General features: G+C 73.8%; 16 protein-coding genes. 12 read left to right on the top strand and 4 right to left on the bottom strand.

Annotated elements, in window-relative coordinates; translation table 11 throughout:
* Nucleotides 1-43: 43 nt before the first annotated feature.
* The 4 genes from OO54_RS02915 to OO54_RS02900 form a co-directional block, all read right to left on the bottom strand.
* Nucleotides 44-313, bottom strand: coding sequence for a hypothetical protein (locus OO54_RS02915; protein ID WP_017239956.1), 270 nt, complete (start codon nt 311-313; stop codon nt 44-46).
* A 254-nt stretch (nt 314-567) separates the two neighbouring features.
* Complete coding sequence (locus tag OO54_RS02910) at nt 568-795, bottom strand: DUF3107 domain-containing protein (protein WP_033201284.1); 228 nt, start codon at nt 793-795, stop codon at nt 568-570.
* A gap of 128 nt (nt 796-923) precedes the next feature.
* Nucleotides 924-1,583 (bottom strand): TetR/AcrR family transcriptional regulator, encoded by a 660-nt coding sequence (locus OO54_RS02905; RefSeq protein WP_017239958.1) that lies wholly within the window; start codon nt 1,581-1,583, stop codon nt 924-926.
* A gap of 146 nt (nt 1,584-1,729) precedes the next feature.
* On the bottom strand, nt 1,730-1,945 hold the full coding sequence (locus OO54_RS02900) for a hypothetical protein (RefSeq protein WP_033201283.1): 216 nt from the start codon (nt 1,943-1,945) through the stop codon (nt 1,730-1,732).
* A 140-nt stretch (nt 1,946-2,085) separates the two neighbouring features.
* Here OO54_RS02900 and OO54_RS02895 point away from each other — a divergent pair, with 140 nt between their 5' ends.
* The 12 genes from OO54_RS02895 (at nt 2,086) to moeZ (ending at nt 16,952) form a co-directional block, all read left to right on the top strand.
* Nucleotides 2,086-3,051, top strand: a complete 966-nt coding sequence (locus OO54_RS02895; protein ID WP_033201282.1) for an alpha/beta fold hydrolase — start codon at nt 2,086-2,088, stop codon at nt 3,049-3,051.
* Between the two features lie 9 nt (nt 3,052-3,060).
* Entirely contained in the window at nt 3,061-4,512 is a 1,452-nt protein-coding gene (locus tag OO54_RS02890) for a DUF3152 domain-containing protein (protein ID WP_033201281.1), read from the top strand.
* 101 nt (nt 4,513-4,613) lie between these two features.
* On the top strand, nt 4,614-4,709 hold the full coding sequence (locus OO54_RS48505; RefSeq protein WP_324611690.1) for an Ms4533A family Cys-rich leader peptide: 96 nt from the start codon (nt 4,614-4,616) through the stop codon (nt 4,707-4,709).
* Between the two features lie 189 nt (nt 4,710-4,898).
* Nucleotides 4,899-6,626: an ABC transporter substrate-binding protein gene (locus tag OO54_RS02885; RefSeq protein ID WP_033201280.1), complete on the top strand. Its 1,728-nt coding sequence runs from the start codon at nt 4,899-4,901 to the stop codon at nt 6,624-6,626.
* A complete protein-coding gene (locus OO54_RS02880) occupies nt 6,623-7,600 on the top strand; it encodes an ABC transporter permease (RefSeq protein ID WP_017239962.1) in 978 nt (325 codons plus the stop codon). The genes OO54_RS02885 and OO54_RS02880 overlap by 4 nt, the downstream gene beginning before the upstream one ends.
* Nucleotides 7,597-8,586, top strand: a complete 990-nt coding sequence (locus OO54_RS02875) for an ABC transporter permease (RefSeq protein WP_017239963.1) — start codon at nt 7,597-7,599, stop codon at nt 8,584-8,586. The genes OO54_RS02880 and OO54_RS02875 overlap by 4 nt, the downstream gene beginning before the upstream one ends.
* On the top strand, nt 8,583-10,307 hold the full coding sequence (locus OO54_RS02870; RefSeq protein WP_051786669.1) for a dipeptide ABC transporter ATP-binding protein: 1,725 nt from the start codon (nt 8,583-8,585) through the stop codon (nt 10,305-10,307). The genes OO54_RS02875 and OO54_RS02870 overlap by 4 nt, the downstream gene beginning before the upstream one ends.
* A 275-nt stretch (nt 10,308-10,582) precedes the next feature.
* Nucleotides 10,583-12,334 carry a glycosyltransferase gene (locus OO54_RS02865; protein WP_033201378.1) on the top strand — a complete coding sequence of 584 codons (1,752 nt, stop codon included), beginning with the start codon at nt 10,583-10,585 and terminating at the stop codon, nt 12,332-12,334.
* A complete protein-coding gene (locus tag OO54_RS02860) occupies nt 12,327-13,799 on the top strand; it encodes a hypothetical protein (protein WP_234439468.1) in 1,473 nt (490 codons plus the stop codon). The genes OO54_RS02865 and OO54_RS02860 overlap by 8 nt, the downstream gene beginning before the upstream one ends.
* A 208-nt stretch (nt 13,800-14,007) precedes the next feature.
* The gene (locus OO54_RS02855) at nt 14,008-14,979 is read left to right on the top strand and encodes an NAD-dependent epimerase/dehydratase family protein (RefSeq protein ID WP_017239967.1); all 972 of its coding nucleotides are present in this window, start codon (nt 14,008-14,010) and stop codon (nt 14,977-14,979) included.
* Entirely contained in the window at nt 14,967-15,710 is a 744-nt protein-coding gene (locus OO54_RS02850) for a spherulation-specific family 4 protein (RefSeq protein WP_033201279.1), read from the top strand. Before OO54_RS02855 ends, OO54_RS02850 begins: the two co-directional genes overlap by 13 nt.
* Nucleotides 15,711-15,773: 63 nt before the next feature.
* Nucleotides 15,774-16,952, top strand: a complete 1,179-nt coding sequence (moeZ, locus tag OO54_RS02845; protein ID WP_033201278.1) for an adenylyltransferase/sulfurtransferase MoeZ — start codon at nt 15,774-15,776, stop codon at nt 16,950-16,952.
* The last annotated feature ends 6 nt before the right edge of the window (nt 16,953-16,958 follow it).

Here is a 16,958-nt window from a genome sequence, read left to right as displayed (position 1 = left end):
GCCGGGCGCCCGAGGCCGGGTGTCGGCGGGTCGGCCGCGCTCCTCACGCAGCCGCTGATCGGCGCAGCCGGCGCGTGGCCGGCCGGACGAGCAGCGAGAGCAGTACCGCCGCCACGGCCACCGCGCCGATCAGCGTGGCGAGGAAGTGGCCGGGGCCCAGGGCCCCGTGGGTGACGAGCGCGCCGAACACCCCGCCGAGCGTGCCGGTGGCGAGGACCCTCCCCCGGGCGGGGAGGCGGTCGGTGAGCCGCTGCACGGCGACCCAGGCCAGGGCGAAACCGAGCAGGGCGGAACCGAGGGCTTCCAGGAACACGGCGGATCACCTCGCGGGGTGCTGCGGGGCGGGTGGTGCGGTCGGGGTCCTCCTACCCCCGAGGGCCGGAACGCAATCCTTCCGTACCCCCTGACGTGGCCATACGGGCACGCGAGCGGCCCGGCGCGACGTACGGCGGGAGGCCCGGAGGGGCACCAGCCGAAGGGCGGGACGAGCGCCGGGACGCACGGCGGGACATGCGAAAGGCCCGGTGGACCGAGACGGTCCACCGGGCCTTTCGCTCGATCCTGGGCTCAGAGCGCGCCGAAACCCACGCGGCGGACGGCGGGCTCGCCGAGCTCCACGTACGCGATCTTCTCGGCGGGAACGAGGACCTTGCGACCCTTTTCGTCCGAGAGGCTGAGCAGCTGCGACGTGCCGGCCAGTGCGTCGGCCACCGCGCGCTCCACCTCCTCGGCGGACTGCCCGCTCTCCAGAACGATCTCCCGGGGTGCGTGCTGCACGCCGATCTTGACCTCCACGGCTATGTCCCTCCGAACGGTCAGCGTTGCGCGATTGTTTGCGCCGTACGCTGCACACATTAGCCCGGTGAGGGGACGCGCACGGCGCAGCCGCAGCACGCCAGGAGCGAACAGCGCGCGGGAATGCGTCAGTGGCCCTCGGCGCTCAGCAGGCCGTCCACCGGGTGCAGCGGGAAGCCGGCGATGCCGCGCCAGGCGAGCGAGGTGAGCAGGGCGACCGCCTTGTCGCGGGGGATCTTGGACTCGCTCGACAGCCAGTAGCGGGCGACGACCTGCGAGACTCCGCCGAGACCCACGGCGAGCAGCATCGACTCGTCCTTGGACAGGCCGGTGTCCTCGGCGATGACGTCGGAGATCGCCTCGGCGCACTGCAGGCTCACCCGGTCCACGCGCTCGCGCACGGCGGGCTCGTTGGTCAGGTCGGACTCGAAGACCAGACGGAAGGCGCCGCCCTCGTCCTCGACGTAGGCGAAGTACGCGTCCATCGTCGCCGCGACGCGGAGCTTGTTGTCCGTGGTGGAGGCGAGGGCGGTGCGCACCGCGAGGAGCAGGGACTCGCAGTGCTGGTCGAGCAGGGCCAGGTACAGCTCGAGCTTCCCGGGGAAGTGCTGGTAGAGCACCGGCTTGCTGACACCGGCCCGCTCGGCGATGTCGTCCATGGCGGCGGAGTGGTACCCCTGGGCGACGAAGACCTCCTGGGCCGCGCCGAGCAGCTGGTTCCGTCGGGCACGTCGCGGCAGGCGCGTGCCCCGAGGGCGTGCTGCCTCTGTCTGCTCGATGGCGCTCACGCGGCCTCCCAAGAATCGATCCATGCGCGCTGTCGCGCCGCGCCGCCATCGTACTTTTGGGTAACCCGGCTGTGCGCGGTGCGAACGCAGAATTTCACGGACCGGACGTCCGGGTCGACAGTCGATTCAAGATTAAACCGAACAAATCAGCGGTAGTCGTCTTCGTCGAGGGCGACCACACGCGCCTGTTCGGACGCGTCGGCCTCGTTCGCGGACTCGTGCTCGATATGGGTGGGGTGTTCGTCCTCGCGCTGCTGCACTTCGGTGTGCTGCTCGGCGGCGTCGGCCTCCGGGATTTCCTGCTCCAGCAAGACGACCTCTTCCTCGGTGAATGTGTCCGGCTCGGTCGGATCGACAGTCATGCGGTTCCTTCCGGCATGCGGGTCGCGGTCCTCTCCGATGGCCCTCTCTTCGAGCGTAGGAGCACACGCGCCCCGCCGCACACGCACCTGTGACCGCGCCCACACACGGAGCCGCGTGATCGTCTCGTAATATTGCGCGCATGTCCTCGACCGAGCTGCCGGAAAAACGGACCGCCGCCGCACCACCCGCGTCGCGGACCCGCGCCGTACGGGTCGCCGACGGCGAGGAGCTCCGCTCCGTCGAACTGCCCGGCCTCACCCTCAGTGTGCGCTCCCGGCCGGGCGACCGGCCCGGCCTGCCGCCCGCGCTGTACGTGCACGGCCTCGGCGGCTCCTCGCAGAACTGGTCCGCCCTGATGCCGCTGCTCGCGGACCAGGTGGACGGCGAGGCGGTCGACCTGCCGGGCTTCGGCGACTCCCCGCCGCCCGACGACGGCAACTACTCGGTCACGGCACACGCCCGGGCGGTCATCCGGTTCCTGGACGCCGGCGGCCGCGGGCCCGTCCACCTCTTCGGCAACTCGCTGGGCGGCGCGGTCGCCACCCGCGTCGCCGCGGCCCGGCCCGACCTGGTCCGGACCCTGAGCCTGATCTCCCCGGCCCTGCCCGAGCTGCGGGCCCAGCGCACCGCCTGGCCCACCGTGCTGCTCGCGGTGCCGGGCGTCGCCCCGCTCTTCGCGAAGCTCTCCCGGGACTGGACGCCCGAGCAGCGTGTCCGCGGCGTCCTCGCGCTCTGTTACGGGGACCCCGGCCGGGTCACCGACGAGGGCTTCCTGCACGCCGTCGAGGAGATGGAGCGGCGCCTGGAGCTTCCGTACTTCTGGGACGCCATGGCCCGCTCCTCGCGCGGCATCGTCGACGCGTACACGCTCGGCGGGCAGCACGGGCTGTGGCGGCAGGCCGAACGGGTCCTCGCCCCGACCCTCCTCGTCTACGGCGGCCGCGACCGGCTCGTCTCGTACCGGATGGCCCGCAGGGCGGCCGCCGCCTTCCGCGGCTCGCGCCTGCTGACCCTTCCCGAAGCGGGGCACGTGGCGATGATGGAGTATCCCGAGACGGTCGCCCAGGCCGCGCGGGAACTGATCGCCGACCACGGCGGGAGCTGATCCGGGACCGTGGGACGACACAGCCGCAAGGGCAGCCCGCCGCCCGCCGCACCCCCCGCCCCTCCGGCGGCCGCGCAGGTGCAGGCACAGGCCCAGGCGCAGGCCCAGGCGCCGGCCCAGGCACCGGGCACGGGCCGCCGGCGCAAGGCCCCGGGCAGCACCCAGGAAGCCGCCGGCACGCCGGCCCACGGCACCCCCGCGTACGGCACACCGGCCCACGGCACCCCGACGTTCGGCTACGGCTCGTACTCCGGCGCTCCCCGCGGAGGCGGCCCGGGCGGGGGCGGCGCAGGCGGGAGCGGCGCGTACGGCAGTGGCGCGTACGGGCCGGGTGCGGGCGGCACGAGCGGTGGCGGCGGCGTCACCTACGGCAGCGGCACCTACACCGGCGGGGCCTACGACACCCCGGCGCACGGGACGCCCGGCACGCCGGCGCACGGCATCCCCGCCTACCGGACCCCGGTGCGGGGCGGCCACCCGGAGCACGACGAGAGCTCGGCCCCGCCGCCCGGCACGCACCCGGGCCGGCGCGGGGCACACCGGGGCCGGGCCGCCGAACGGGCCGACGCCCAGGCGCCGTTCATCCCCACGCCCCGCCGCGAGGTCGTCGTCGACGCCCCGGACGCGGAGGGCCCGGCGGGCCGGGGCGGCCTCGGCCGAACCCTCACCGGCGTCGCCGCGGCCGGTGTCGCGACCGTCCTCGCCGTCGTCGTCGCGGGCCAGGTCGCCGAGCGGGAGACGAACCCGCCCGTCACACACGCGGCCGACGGCCCGGCCGAGCGGCCCACGGACGACACCTCCGCCTCCCGCTCCGACGACCGGGTCGTCCCGACGGTCCCGGCTCCCGCGGTCACCCCGGCGACGTACGAGCAGCTGATGACCCGGCAGTTCCCGATCGACCCGAAGCTGAAGGGCTCGGGTTCCTTCGCCGCGGTGCCGGGCTTCGACAAGGCGCCCGGCAAGGGGCGTCTGATCCGCTATCGGATCGACGTGGAGAAGGGCATCGGCCTCGACGCGAAGCTCTTCGCCGACGCCGTGCAGAAGACCCTCAACGACAAGCGGAGCTGGGCCGGCAACGGCGAGATGAAGTTCGAGCGGATTTCCAGTGGGGAACCCGAGTTCGTCATCACGCTCGCCAGTCCCGGCACCACCGGCGCGTGGTGCAGGAAGTCCGGTCTCGACACCACGGTCGACAACGTCTCCTGCGACTCCGCCTCCACCGAACGCGTGATGATCAACGCGTTCCGCTGGGCGCAGGGATCGGAGACCTTCGGACCGAAGGCCATGTACGCCTATCGCCAGATGCTCATCAACCACGAGGTCGGCCACCGGCTCGGGCACAGTCATGTGAGCTGCCGTACGGCCGGGTCGCTCGCCCCCGTGATGCAGCAGCAGACGAAGTCCCTGAACGTGGACGGGATCCCGTGCCGCCCCAACCCGTGGGTACATCCCGGAAGTTGACGTTCCGTCCGATGGCGGGATGATCACATTCCGAGACCGTCGTCTCACCGCGGCCGCCGGCCGCGTTGACATCGCTCGCGTGTTCGTCCATATTTCTCGGCATGTCGCACCGTCACGTCGTATCCGATCGCGCCGCCATCGAGCTGGCGCTCATCGGCGTGACCGCACACACCGTGTCCGACATTCTCTGTAGCTGAAATCCGCCCGAGCGTTCGTCGGATTTCTGCATTTCCCCCATGTGCCGACGATTCACCGCGCCCGGGTGTTCCCTCCCCGCAGGCGCGGATTTCGCCATCTCCGAGTGACTTTCCCGGACGACTCCGCTCGCCGCTGCCTGCGTGGAATTCCCCTTTCCCTTCCCGCAGTTCTCCGAGAGGTCTTCTCCGATGCGTCAACCGTCCCTCGTTTCGCGCCGCGTGGCAGCGGCCGCCGTCAGTGTCGTCCTGGCCTCGGGCGCCGTCGCCTGCGGTCCCGAGGACGCGGGCGCCAAGGGAGGCGCCTCCGGCAAGGCCGACGGCGCCCCGCAGAAGGGCGGCACGCTGACCGTCCTCAACAGCGAGGCCCAGAGCGACTTCGACCCGGCCCGCCTCTACACCTCCGGCGGCGGCAACGTCCCCTCGCTCGTCTTCCGCACGCTCACCACCCGCAACCGCGAGGCGGGCGCCGCCGGCACCCAGGTCGTCCCCGACCTCGCCACCGACACCGGCCGCCCCAACAAGGACGCCACGGAGTGGACGTACACGCTGAAGGAGGGCCTGAAGTTCGAGGACGGCACGCCCATCACCAGCGCCGACGTCAAGTACGGCATCGAGCGGTCCTTCGCGGCCGAGCTCTCCGGCGGCGCCCCCTACCTGCGGGACTGGCTGATCGGCGGCGACACGTACCAGGGGCCGTACAAGGACCCCAAGGGCCTCGCGTCGATCGTCACCCCCGACGCCAGGACCATCGTCTTCAAGCTGAAGAAGGCCGAGGGCGAGTTCCCCTTCGTCGCCACCCAGACCCAGTTCGCGCCCGTCCCGAAGGCCAAGGACACCGGCGCCAAGTACGAGGAGCACCCCGTCTCCTCCGGCCCGTACAAGGTCGTCGAGAACAAGAACGACGGCGAGCGCCTCGTCCTGGAGCGCAACGAGCACTGGGACCCGAAGACCGACGAGGAGCGCAAGGCCTACCCCGACCGGGTCGACGTCAGGTCCGGGCTCGACGAGGCCGTCATCAACCAGAGGCTCGCCACCTCCTCCGGCGCCGACTCCGCCGCCGTCACCACCGACACCAACCTCGGCCCGGCCGAACTCGCCCAGATCGGCTCCGACAAGGCGCTCGCCGCCCGCGTCGGCACCGGCCACTTCGGCTTCACCAACTACCTCGCCTTCAACCCCAAGGTGAAGCCCTTCGACAACCCGAAGGTCCGCCAGGCCATCTCGTACGCGGTCAACCGCACCAGCGTCGTCAACGCGGCCGGCGGCTCCGCCCTCGCCGAGCCCGCCACCACCTTCCTGCCCGAGCAGAAGGCCTTCGGCTTCACGCCGTACGACCACTTCCCGGCCGGGAAGACCGGCGACCCGGCGAAGGCCAAGGAGCTGCTCAAGGAAGCCGGCTACCCGAACGGGCTGACCGTCACCCTGCTGCACTCCACCGCCCAGAACCGCGCCACCAGCCCCGAGATCGCCACCGCCGTCCAGGAGGCCCTCGGCAAGGCCGGCATCACCGTCAAGCTCGACGGCCAGGAGCCCAACTCCTTCAACGAGAAGCGCTGGAGCGTCAAGGACGCCCCGGGCTTCTTCCTCTCCCGCTGGGGCGCCGACTGGCCCGCCGGCGGCCCGTTCCTCGCGCCGATCTTCGACGGCCGCCAGATCGTCACCGACGGCTCCAACTACAACCACGCCCAGCTGAACGACCCGTCGGTCAACAAGGAGATCGACGAGATCAACAAGCTGACCGACCTCAAGGCCGCCGCCGCCCGCTGGGGCGCCCTCGACAGCAGGATCGGCGAGCAGGCGCTCGACGTACCCCTCTTCCACCCGGTCTACAAGCGGCTCGTCGGCAAGGACATCAAGAACGTCGTCATCAGCGACTGGACCGGCGTCCTCGACATCTCGCAGGTCGCGGTCAAGTGACCACGCTGACCGACACGCCGGCGCCCGTGGCGGGCACCCCCGCCACGGGCCCGGCCCGGCAGGCCTGGCGGCGGCTGCGCACCCGCCCGGCCGCGCTCGCCTCCGCCGCCGTCCTCCTGCTGCTCGTCGCGCTCGCCCTCGCCGCCCCGCTGCTCGCAGCCCTCGCGGGCCAGGACCCGAACACGTACCACGACGACCTCGTCGACTCGGCCCGCGGCGGCGTCCCGTACGGCGCCTTCGGCGGGGCGAGCACCGACCACTGGCTCGGCGTCGAACCCGGCACCGGACGCGACCTGTTCGTCCGCCTCCTCTACGGGGCCCGGATCTCGCTGCTCGTCGCCGTCGGCGCCACCGTCGTCCAGGTCCTGCTCGGACTGCTCGTCGGACTCGCCGCCGGACTCGGCAACCGCTGGATCGACGCCACCCTCGGCCGGATCACCGACGTCTTCCTCGCCCTGCCCTTCCTCGTCCTCGCCATCGCGCTCACCGCCGTCGTCCCCCGCGACTTCCCGCGCCCGCTGCTGCTCATCCTGGTCATCGGACTCCTCGGCTGGGCCGGCACCTCCAGGATCGTCCGAGCCCAGACCCTCACCCTGAAGGGCCTCGACTTCGTCGCCGCCTCACGGCTCGCCGGCTCGGGGCGGTGGCGCACCGCCCGGCGCGAGCTGCTGCCCTCGCTCGCCGCGCCCGTCATCACCTACGCGGCGATCCTCGTCCCCACCAACATCGTCGTCGAGGCCTCGCTCTCCTTCCTCGGCGTGGGCGTCACCCCGCCCACCCCCTCCTGGGGGCAGATGCTGTCCACCGCGCAGACCTGGTTCCGGGCCGACCCGGCGTACGTGCTGCTCCCGGCGGGACTGCTCTTCACGACCGTGCTCGCCTTCACCGTGCTCGGCGACGCCGTCCGCACCGCCCTCGACCCGCGCGAGGCCGGCCGGCTCGGGGTGGGCACGCGAAAGGAGACCTCCCGATGACCCGCTACGTCCTGAAGCGGCTCGCGGGCGCCGCCCTCGTCCTCCTCGCGCTGTCCGTCCTCGTCTACGCGCTGTTCTACATCGCCCCCGGCGACCCCGCCCGGCTCGCCTGCGGCGAACGCTGCAACCCGGAGCAGATCGCCCAGGTCCGCGAACAACTCGGCTTGAACGAGAGCGTGTTCACCCAGTTCCTGCACTTCCTCCAAGGCGTCTTCGCCGGCCGCGACTACTCCACCGGCACCGGCGTCCTGCACTGCGAGGCACCCTGCCTCGGCCTCTCGTACCAGAACGACCAGCAGGTCACCGAACTCGTCCTGGAACGGCTCGGCGCCACCGCCTCGCTCGCCCTCGGCGCCATGGTGATCTGGCTCGTCGTCGGCATCGGCACCGGACTGCTCTCCGCCCTCCGCCGCGGCGGCCTCACCGAGCGGACTCTCACCGTCCTCACCCTCGCCGGCACCGGCACCCCCGTCTTCATCCTGGGCCTGCTGCTGCTCATGGCGGTCTGCGCCTACCTCCAGTGGCTGCCCTTCCCGACCTACGTGCCGCTCGGCGAGGACCCCGAGCAGTGGGCCTGGAACATGCTGCTGCCCTGGCTCACCCTCGGCTTCTTCGAATCCGCCAAGTACGCGCGGCTCACCCGCAGTTCCACCCTGGAGACGCTCGCCGAGGACCACATCCGCACCTTCCGCGCCTACGGGGTGGGGGAGCGGTCCGTCGTCACCCGGCACGCACTGCGCGGCGCCGTGCCGCCGGTCATCGCGCTCAGCGCCATCGACCTCGGCACCATGTTCGGCGGGGCCGTGCTGACCGAGTCGCTCTTCGGCATCCCCGGGCTCGGCAAGACGCTCATCGACGGCGTCCGCCACGTCGACCTGCCGGTCGTCGTCGGCATCGTGCTCCTCACCGGGGTCGCCGTGGTCCTCGCGAACGTCGTCGCCGACCTCCTGTACGCCCTCGCCGACCGAAGGGTCGCCCTGACATGACGCTCCCGAACCCCGGCCCCGGCACCAAGGCCCCGCTCGTGGAAGTCGACCGCCTCACCGTCGAGTTCGGCGGCGGGGTGCGGGCCGTCGACGACCTCTCCTTCACCCTGGAGGCCGGCCGCGCCCTGGCCCTCGTCGGCGAGTCCGGCAGCGGCAAGTCCACCGTCGCCGGCGCCCTCCTCGGTCTCCACCGGGGCACGGGCGCCAGGACCGGCGGCACCGTACGGGTCGGCGGGATCGACGTCGGCGCCGCCGGACCGGACGAACTGCGCCGGCTGCGCGGAGGCGTCGCCGCCATGGTCTTCCAGGACCCGCTGTCCGCCCTCGACCCCTACTACGCCGTCGGCGACCAGATCGCCGAGGTGTACCGCGTCCACCACCCCGGACCGCGGAAGGCCGCCCGCGCGCGGGCCGTGGAGGTCCTCGACCGGGTCGGCATCCCCGACGCGGTACGCCGCTCCCGCTCCCGTCCGCACGAGTTCAGCGGCGGCATGCGACAGCGCGCCCTCCTCGCGATGGCCCTCGCCTGCGAGCCCCGGCTGCTCGTCGCCGACGAACCCACCACAGCCCTCGACGTCACCGTGCAGGCCCAGATCCTCGACCTGCTGCACGAGTTGCGGCGCGAGACGGGCACCGCGCTGCTCCTGGTCACCCACGACGTGGGCGTGGCCGCCGAGAGCGTCGACGACGTCCTCGTCATGCGGGGTGGACGCGAGGTCGAACGAGGCCCGGTGACGGCGGTGCTGGGCGCCCCCGCGGAGTCGTACACCCGCGCGCTGCTCGCCGCCGTGCCCCGGCTCGACGGCCCGGCGCGGACCGCCCGCGCGCACGGCCTCGGCACGGTCGACGCGGCCGACGCGGACTTCGCGCATGATCGCGGCGGGCTCCTCGCGGGCGTCGCGGACGAGCCGCTGCTCGAAGCCGTCGAACTGCGACGGGAGTTCGGCCGGGGCAAGGCCGCCGTGACCGCCGTCGACGGAGTGTCCCTCACCGTCCGCGCGGGCGAGACGTTGGGCGTCGTCGGGGAGTCCGGCAGCGGCAAGACCACCCTCGGCCGCATGCTGGTGCGGCTCCTCGACCCGACGGGCGGCCGGCTCCGCTACCGGGGCGCGGAGATCGGCGCACTCTCGGAGCGGGAACTGCGCTCCTGCCGCCGCGAGCTCCAGATGGTCTTCCAGGACCCGGTCGCCTCCCTCAACCCGCGCCGCTCCGTCGGCGAGTCGATCGCCGACCCGCTGCGGGTGGCGGGGGAGCGCGACGAGACCCGGATACGGCGGCGGGTGCGGGAGCTGCTCGACCGCGTGGGCCTCGACCCCGACCGCTACGAGGCCTATCCGCACGAGTTCAGCGGCGGCCAGCGCCAGCGCGTCGGCATCGCCCGCGCGCTCGCCGCCGAACCCCGGCTGATCGTCTGCGACGAACCCGTCTCCGCGCTCGACGTCACCACCCAGGCACAGGTCACCGCCCTGCTCGCCGAGCTCCAGGCGGAACTCGGCCTCGGGCTCGTCTTCATCGCCCACGACCTCGCGGTCGTCCGGCAGGTCAGCGACCGGGTCGCCGTCATGCGCGACGGCCGGATCGTCGAGCAGGGCACGGTCGACGAGGTGTACGGCGCGCCCCAGGACCCGTACACCCGGCAGCTGCTCGCCGCCGTCCCGTCGCTCGACCCGGTCCTCGCGGCGGAGCGCCGGGGAAGGCGCCGGGAGCCGGCCGCCGCCTGAGCGGGGCGAGCGGGAGCGGCGCCCGGGCCGTCCGACCGCTGAGCGGGAGTGGCGTCGCCCGCGCACAGAAGAGGCCGCTGCCTGACCCTCCGTGACCGTTCCGCCGCGTAGCGCGACAGAACGCGACCGGGGTGGGAAAGTTACGTGCATTCACCCCTTCCGGTGGTGCGACGGACAACCGTCCGTCGCGCCACCGGTCTCTCCGCTTACGTTCTTCCCGCTGCGAGTCGCCGGACCAACGGTGGCCGCCGTCAAGGGAGATCGGGGGTGTGCTCGTGCGGATCGGATTGCTGACGGAGGGTGGCTACCCGTACGCCACCGGTGAGTCCGGACCCTGGTGCGACCGGCTCGTGCGCGGGCTCGGCCGGCACGAGTTCGACCTCTACGCCCTCGGCCGCCCCGGCACCCCGCTGCCGCTCCCCCCGAACGCCCGCGTCGTGCGCACCGCCGACCTGGAGGGCCCCGACGGGGACCGCACGCCGAAGAGCCGCCTCGACAGAGCCGCCTTCGGCGACGGCCGCACCATCCGCCGCGCCTATGGCCGGCGCGAGCGGCGCCGCTTCACCGAGGCCTTCCACGCCCTCGCCACCGGCCTCTGCCAGGAGGCCGGCTCCGCAGTCGCTGCCGCAGTCGCTGCCGAAAGCGCGTCGACGTCCGCGCCCGGATCCGCGTCCTCGTCCGTCTCCGCGCCGCGGACGCTCACGGCCGATCCGGCCGCGGCCTCCTTCGCCGACGGGCTCTACGCGCTCGCCGAACTCGCCCGCGAGCGGGGCGGACTGCCCGGCGCGCTCCGCTCCGACGACGCCGTCCGCACCCTCGAGACCGCCTGCCGCGCGCCGGGCGCGCGCCGGGGCGCGGCCGCCGCCGGACTCCGCGACCACCTCGCCTTCGCCGACCACCTGGAGCGGGCCCTGCGCCCCCTCTCGCTCGACTGGTACACCGAGGACGCACTCGGCGCGGCCGACCTCTGCCACGCCGCCGCCGGCGGCACCACCGCGCTGCCCGGCCTGCTGGCCAAACGCTTCTTCGGCACCCCGCTCCTCGTCACCGAGTACGGCGTCCGGCTCCGCTCCCACTACCTCTCGACCGCCGGCGCCGAACGCTCCGCACCCCTGCGGGCCCTGCTCGCCGCGCTCCACGGCCGCCTCGCCTCGGAGACGTACCGGCAGGCCGCCCTCCTCACCCCGGGCAACGCCCACGCCCGCCGCTGGCAGGAGAAGTGCGGCGCCGACCGGGACCGCATCCGCACCGTCCACCCCGGCATGGCCGCCGGCCGCTTCGCCGAGGTCGGCGAGGACGAGGAGAGCGGCGACCCGGCCACCCTGGTCTGGGTCGGCCGCGTCGAGCCCGCCAAGGACCTCATCGCCCTCCTCCACGCCTTCGCGGAGATCCGGGCCCGGCAGCCCGACGCACGGCTGCGGATCGTCGCCGTGCCCGTGCGCGAGCCCGGCGGCGGCGCGTACCTGGCGCACTGCAAGGGGCTCGCCGCCCAGCTCTTCCCCGACGAGGCCGCGGGCGCGCACGCCGTCGGCGAGAACCCCGTCACCTTCGAGGAACTCGGCGGCCCCGAGGCGCCCACCCTGGAGGACACCTACGCCTCCGGCGCCGTCGTCGTCCTCTCCAGCGTCGTCGAGGGCTTCCCCGCCAGCCTCGTCGAGGCCATGTTCTGCGCGCGGGCCACCGTCTCCACCGACGTCGGCGCGGTCGTCGAGATCATCGGCGGCACCGGCCTCGTCGTCCCCCCGCGCAACCCCCGGGCGCTCGCCGACGCCTGCCTCGCGCTGCTCCGCGACCCCGAGCGCCGCCACCGGCTCGGCGCCGCCGCCCGCGCCCGCGCGCTCGAACTCTTCACCGTCGAACAGAACCTCGCCGCGTTCCGCGGCATCTACCTCGAACTCCTCTCCCACGCGCCGGTGCGCCACCGCCCCGGGGACGGCGTGCCCTTCGCCCATCCGGCCGAGGCCCATGTGCCGGGCAGCTGGACGCACAAGGCCGTGACCGCGGGCTCAGGAGGTCCCGATGCCTGAAGGAGACACCCCCATGCGCGGCCCCGCCGCCCCGACGAGCCCCGGAGCCTGGGACGCCCGCTCCGAGGCCCTCCTCGGCACGCCCGCCCCGACCCCGCCGCCAGGCCTCGACCTGCGCGCCCCCGAGAGCCCGGCACCCCCGCCCCCGACGGACCCGTACCACGGGGACGACGCCGGCCCCACGGACCACGAGGACCGGACGGAACCCGCCCACCCGGCCGGCCCCGCCGGTCCGCCGGCCCCCGAAGGCCCCGCGCCGTCCGGGATAGCCGCCGCCCCGGAAGCGGCCGTCACACCGCTCCCGGAGCGTGGCCCCGACCGGCTCACCGCCCCACCGGCCGACCGGCCCGGCGCCCCGCTGCCGGGAGTCGCGTGGCGGGGGCGGGCGGCGGGCGCCGAGGCCCCGGGCGGACGCGCCGCGGCCCCCCGCCCCCGGCGCGGCAACGCCGACCCCGTCAAGGTGCTGATGCACCGCCACCGGGAGCTCTGCGAGCGGGCCGTGGACCCACTGGAGATCGCCGCCGGCCTGGAGGCGCAGGGGTTCACGGACCGGACCGCAGCGCGGTTCCGGCACCGGGACGTCTTCTCGCTCGCCGAGGAGCTGTACGCGCGCGTGCCGCGCGGACACGAGAAGGCCGCGCCCGCGGCGGACCCGGAGCGGGACCCCGCCCCCTGGGCACTCGCCGTGCTCGCCCCCGGGGCCGTCGCCGGACTCGCGGGACTGGGACTGACGTTCGCGTACGGGGCGGCACGGGTCGCCGTCGGGGCGACCGCGGTCCTCGCGCTCGGCGCGGCGCTGGTCCTCGCCGTCCGGCAGGGGCCGTTCCGGGTGCCCGACGGCGGAGCCGTACCCGCCGCCCGGCTCTGGACGCTGTGGCTCCTCGCGTACGCGCTCGGCGGCGACGGACTGCTCACGCAGGTGCTCAGCGGCGGCCCGGACGGTGCCTGGGACCTCACGCCCGGCCCCCTCCTCGGGCTCGCCCTCGCCGTGGCCCCCGCCGCCTGGTGCGCACACCTCTTCGCACGCCGCGCGCGCCGCCGCATCGCCGACAGCCGGGGCCTGGCCGACTTCGCCGCCGCGACCCGGCCGCTGCTCCTCGGCACCGTGACCCTCCAACTGCTCGCCCTCACCGCACTGCTCGCCGCCACCGCGTTCAGCCCGGGCGCCCTGGCCCTCGGCGCGCTGCTGCTGCTCGCCCGACTGCTCACCGTGCACGGCTTCGCCGAGACCGCCTCCTCGGCACTCGCCGCCGCCTGCGCCGCCGAGGCCCTCGCCCTCGCGAGCGTCCTCGCCGCCCGCGTCCCGCTGCCCGGCTTCGACGGACTCGCCACCCCGGTGCGCGCCCTCGTCGGGGCCTGGGGCGCCGGGGCCGTACCCACCCTCGTCTGCGGTGCCGCCGCGCTCGGCCTGCTGGCCCACGCGACCGGCGCCCTCGCCCGGGCCTCGGCCCACGCCACCCCGTGAGACCCCCGCCGCGGGCCGCCCGCGCGCACGCCTGGCGACCACCGCGGCGGCGGGCACCCCTCGGACACTTCCGCCGACCCACCCCCGGCACCCGCGGAGCCGACGCCGCGGGCGCCCCCCGTCACCTCTCTCATCACCTGGCAAGGAGAACGAAGACCATGACCCCTCGATCCCAAGGACCGGCCGGTCGGCACGAAGGGGCCGCACGATGAGGGTGCTACTGCTCGGAGCCAACGGCTTCATCGGACGCTTCGTCGCCGACCGGCTGCTCGCCGACCCGGCCGTCCACCTCACCGCCCTCGGCCGGGGCGACGACGCCGACGTCCGCTTCGACCTCGCGTCCGGCAGCCCCGGTGCGCTGACCCGCTTCCTGGACGCCGTCCACCCCGGGGTCGTCGTCAACTGCGCGGGCGCCACCCGCGGCGGCGCGCGCGATCTCACCCGGCACAACACGGTCGCCGTCGCCACCGTCTGCGAGGCACTGCGGCGCAGCGGCTGCGGCGCCCGCCTCGTCCAGGTCGGCTGCGCGTCGGAGTACGGGCCGAGCCAGCCCGGTTCCTCCACCGCCGAGGACGCCGTGCCCCGCCCCGGCGGCCCGTACGGGGTGTCGAAGCTGGCCGCCACCGAACTCGTCCTCGGCTCGGGACTCGACGCCGTCGTCCTGCGGGTGTTCTCGCCCGTCGGCCCCGGCACGCCCGCGGGCTCCCCGCTCGGCCGGCTCGCCGAGGCGATGCGCCGGGCGATGCAGGCCGGGGACGGCGAGCTCAAGCTCAGCGGCCTCGGCGTGCAGCGGGACTTCGTCGACGTACGGGACGTGGCCCGGGCCGTGCACGCGGCCTCGCTCTCCGCCGCCCAGGGCGTCGTCAACATCGGCACCGGCCGCGCGGTCCGGCTGCGGGACGCGGCCGCCGTCCTCGCCCGGGTCGCGGGCTACTCCGGCAACCTGCACGAGCTGGACGCCCCGCACGGTCTGGCGCAGCGCCCGATGATCGGCGCCCCCCGCACCGAGGGGACCATCGCCGACCAACTGGCCGCCGCGCCCTACCCGTACCCCGACGGCTGCGGCCCCTGGCAGCAGGCCGACGTCCGCACCGCCCGCGACCGGCTCGGCTGGCGGCCCCGGATCAATCTGGAGGAGTCGCTCGCCGACATCTGGATGGAGGCGGCGTGTCGCATCTGACGACCACGGCCACGGGGGCCGTGCAGGCGCTCGGCGTGGGCGTCCCCGGTTACGCCCACCCGCTGCTCGCCCCGGTCGAGTGGGCCGAGCTGACGCGGCCCGGGACCCCGGTGCACTGGGCGGTGCTCAACGTGGCGGAGGGCCCGGGGAGCCGGCCCGACCCGCACTGTCTGGAGGCGGCGGGAAAGCTCCGCAACGCCGGGGTCAGGGTCCTCGGGCACCTGGACGCCGACCACGGCCGCCGGCCGTTCGGCGAGATCGTCTCGGACGCCCACCGCTTCCTCGACTGGTACAAGGTGGACGGCTTCTACCTGGACCGCGCCCCCGCGGACCGGGCCGACCTGGCCGGGACGAGGCGGGTCACGGCGACCCTGGAGGCGGTCCTCGGCGGCGAGGCCCATCTCGTCCTCGGCCACGGCACCCACCCGCACCCGGGGTACGCCGAGGTCGCCGACCAGCTGGTGACCTTCTCCGGCTCCTGGGTGGACTACCGCTGGTCGCAGGTGGCCGAGTGGACCGCCGACCACGCGGAGGCGAAGTTCGTCCACCTCGTGCACGGGGTCCCGCGCACGCACCTGGACGAGGCCCTGCGGATCGCGCGCTGGCAGGGGGCGGGAACGATCTTCTTCACGGACCGCCCCGGCCGCCCGGGACAAAGCGACCAATTTCACACGCTGCCCGGCTACTGGGACGAAATCGTCTCGCGGATCGGACCGGGTGTCTCGGAATGAGAAGGGGCGTGGCAGTGTTACGGGGAGAACAACCGTACTGACATACCGACAACCGGAGTCCCCGTGTCGCTGCCACCCCTGGTCGAGCCGGCTGCCGAGCTCACCGTAGACGAGGTCCGCAGGTACTCCCGCCACCTGATCATCCCGGACGTCGGGATGGACGGGCAGAAGCGGCTGAAGAACGCCAAGGTGCTCTGTGTCGGCGCCGGTGGCCTCGGCTCGCCGGCGCTGATGTACCTGGCCGCCGCCGGCGTGGGCACGCTCGGCATCGTGGAGTTCGACGAGGTCGACGAGTCGAACCTCCAGCGCCAGATCATCCACAGCCAGGCCGACATCGGCCGCTCGAAGGCCGCGTCGGCGCGCGACAGCGTGCTCGGCATCAACCCGTACGTGAACGTGATCCTCCACGAAGAGCGGCTCGAAGCCGAGAACGTGATGGACATCTTCAGCCAGTACGACCTGATCGTCGACGGCACGGACAACTTCGCCACGCGCTACCTGGTGAACGACGCCTGCGTGCTGCTGAACAAGCCGTACGTCTGGGGCTCGATCTACCGCTTCGACGGCCAGGCCTCGGTCTTCTGGTCCGAGTACGGCCCCTGCTACCGCTGCCTCTACCCGGAGCCCCCGCCGCCGGGCATGGTCCCGTCCTGCGCCGAGGGCGGCGTCCTGGGCGTGCTGTGCGCGTCCATCGGCTCCATCCAGGTCACCGAGGCCATCAAGGTCCTGGCCGGCGTGGGCGACCCGCTGGTCGGCCGCCTGATGATCTACGACGCCCTGGAGATGCAGTACCGCCAGGTCAAGGTCCGCAAGGACCCCAACTGCGCGGTCTGCGGCGAGAACCCGACCGTCACCGAGCTCATCGACTACGAGGCCTTCTGTGGCGTCGTGTCCGAGGAGGCCCAGGAGGCGGCGCTCGGCTCGACGATCACTCCCAAGCAGCTCAAGGAGTGGATCGACGAGGGCGAGAACATCGACATCATCGACGTCCGCGAGCCGAACGAGTACGAGATCGTCTCGATCCCGGGCGCGCGTCTGATCCCGAAGAACGAGTTCCTGATGGGCACCGCCCTCCAGGACCTCCCGCAGGACAAGCGGATCGTCCTGCACTGCAAGACGGGTGTCCGCAGCGCCGAGGTCCTCGCGGTGCTCAAGTCCGCGGGCTTCGCGGACGCGGTCCACGTCGGCGGCGGCGTGATCGGCTGGGTCCACCAGATCGAGCCCGAGAAGCCGGTCTACTAGTCACCG

This window comes from Streptomyces wedmorensis, from assembly GCF_000716445.1.
Lineage (GTDB): Bacteria > Actinomycetota > Actinomycetes > Streptomycetales > Streptomycetaceae > Streptomyces > Streptomyces wedmorensis.
This window is presented reverse-complemented; position numbering and strand designations above follow the sequence as displayed.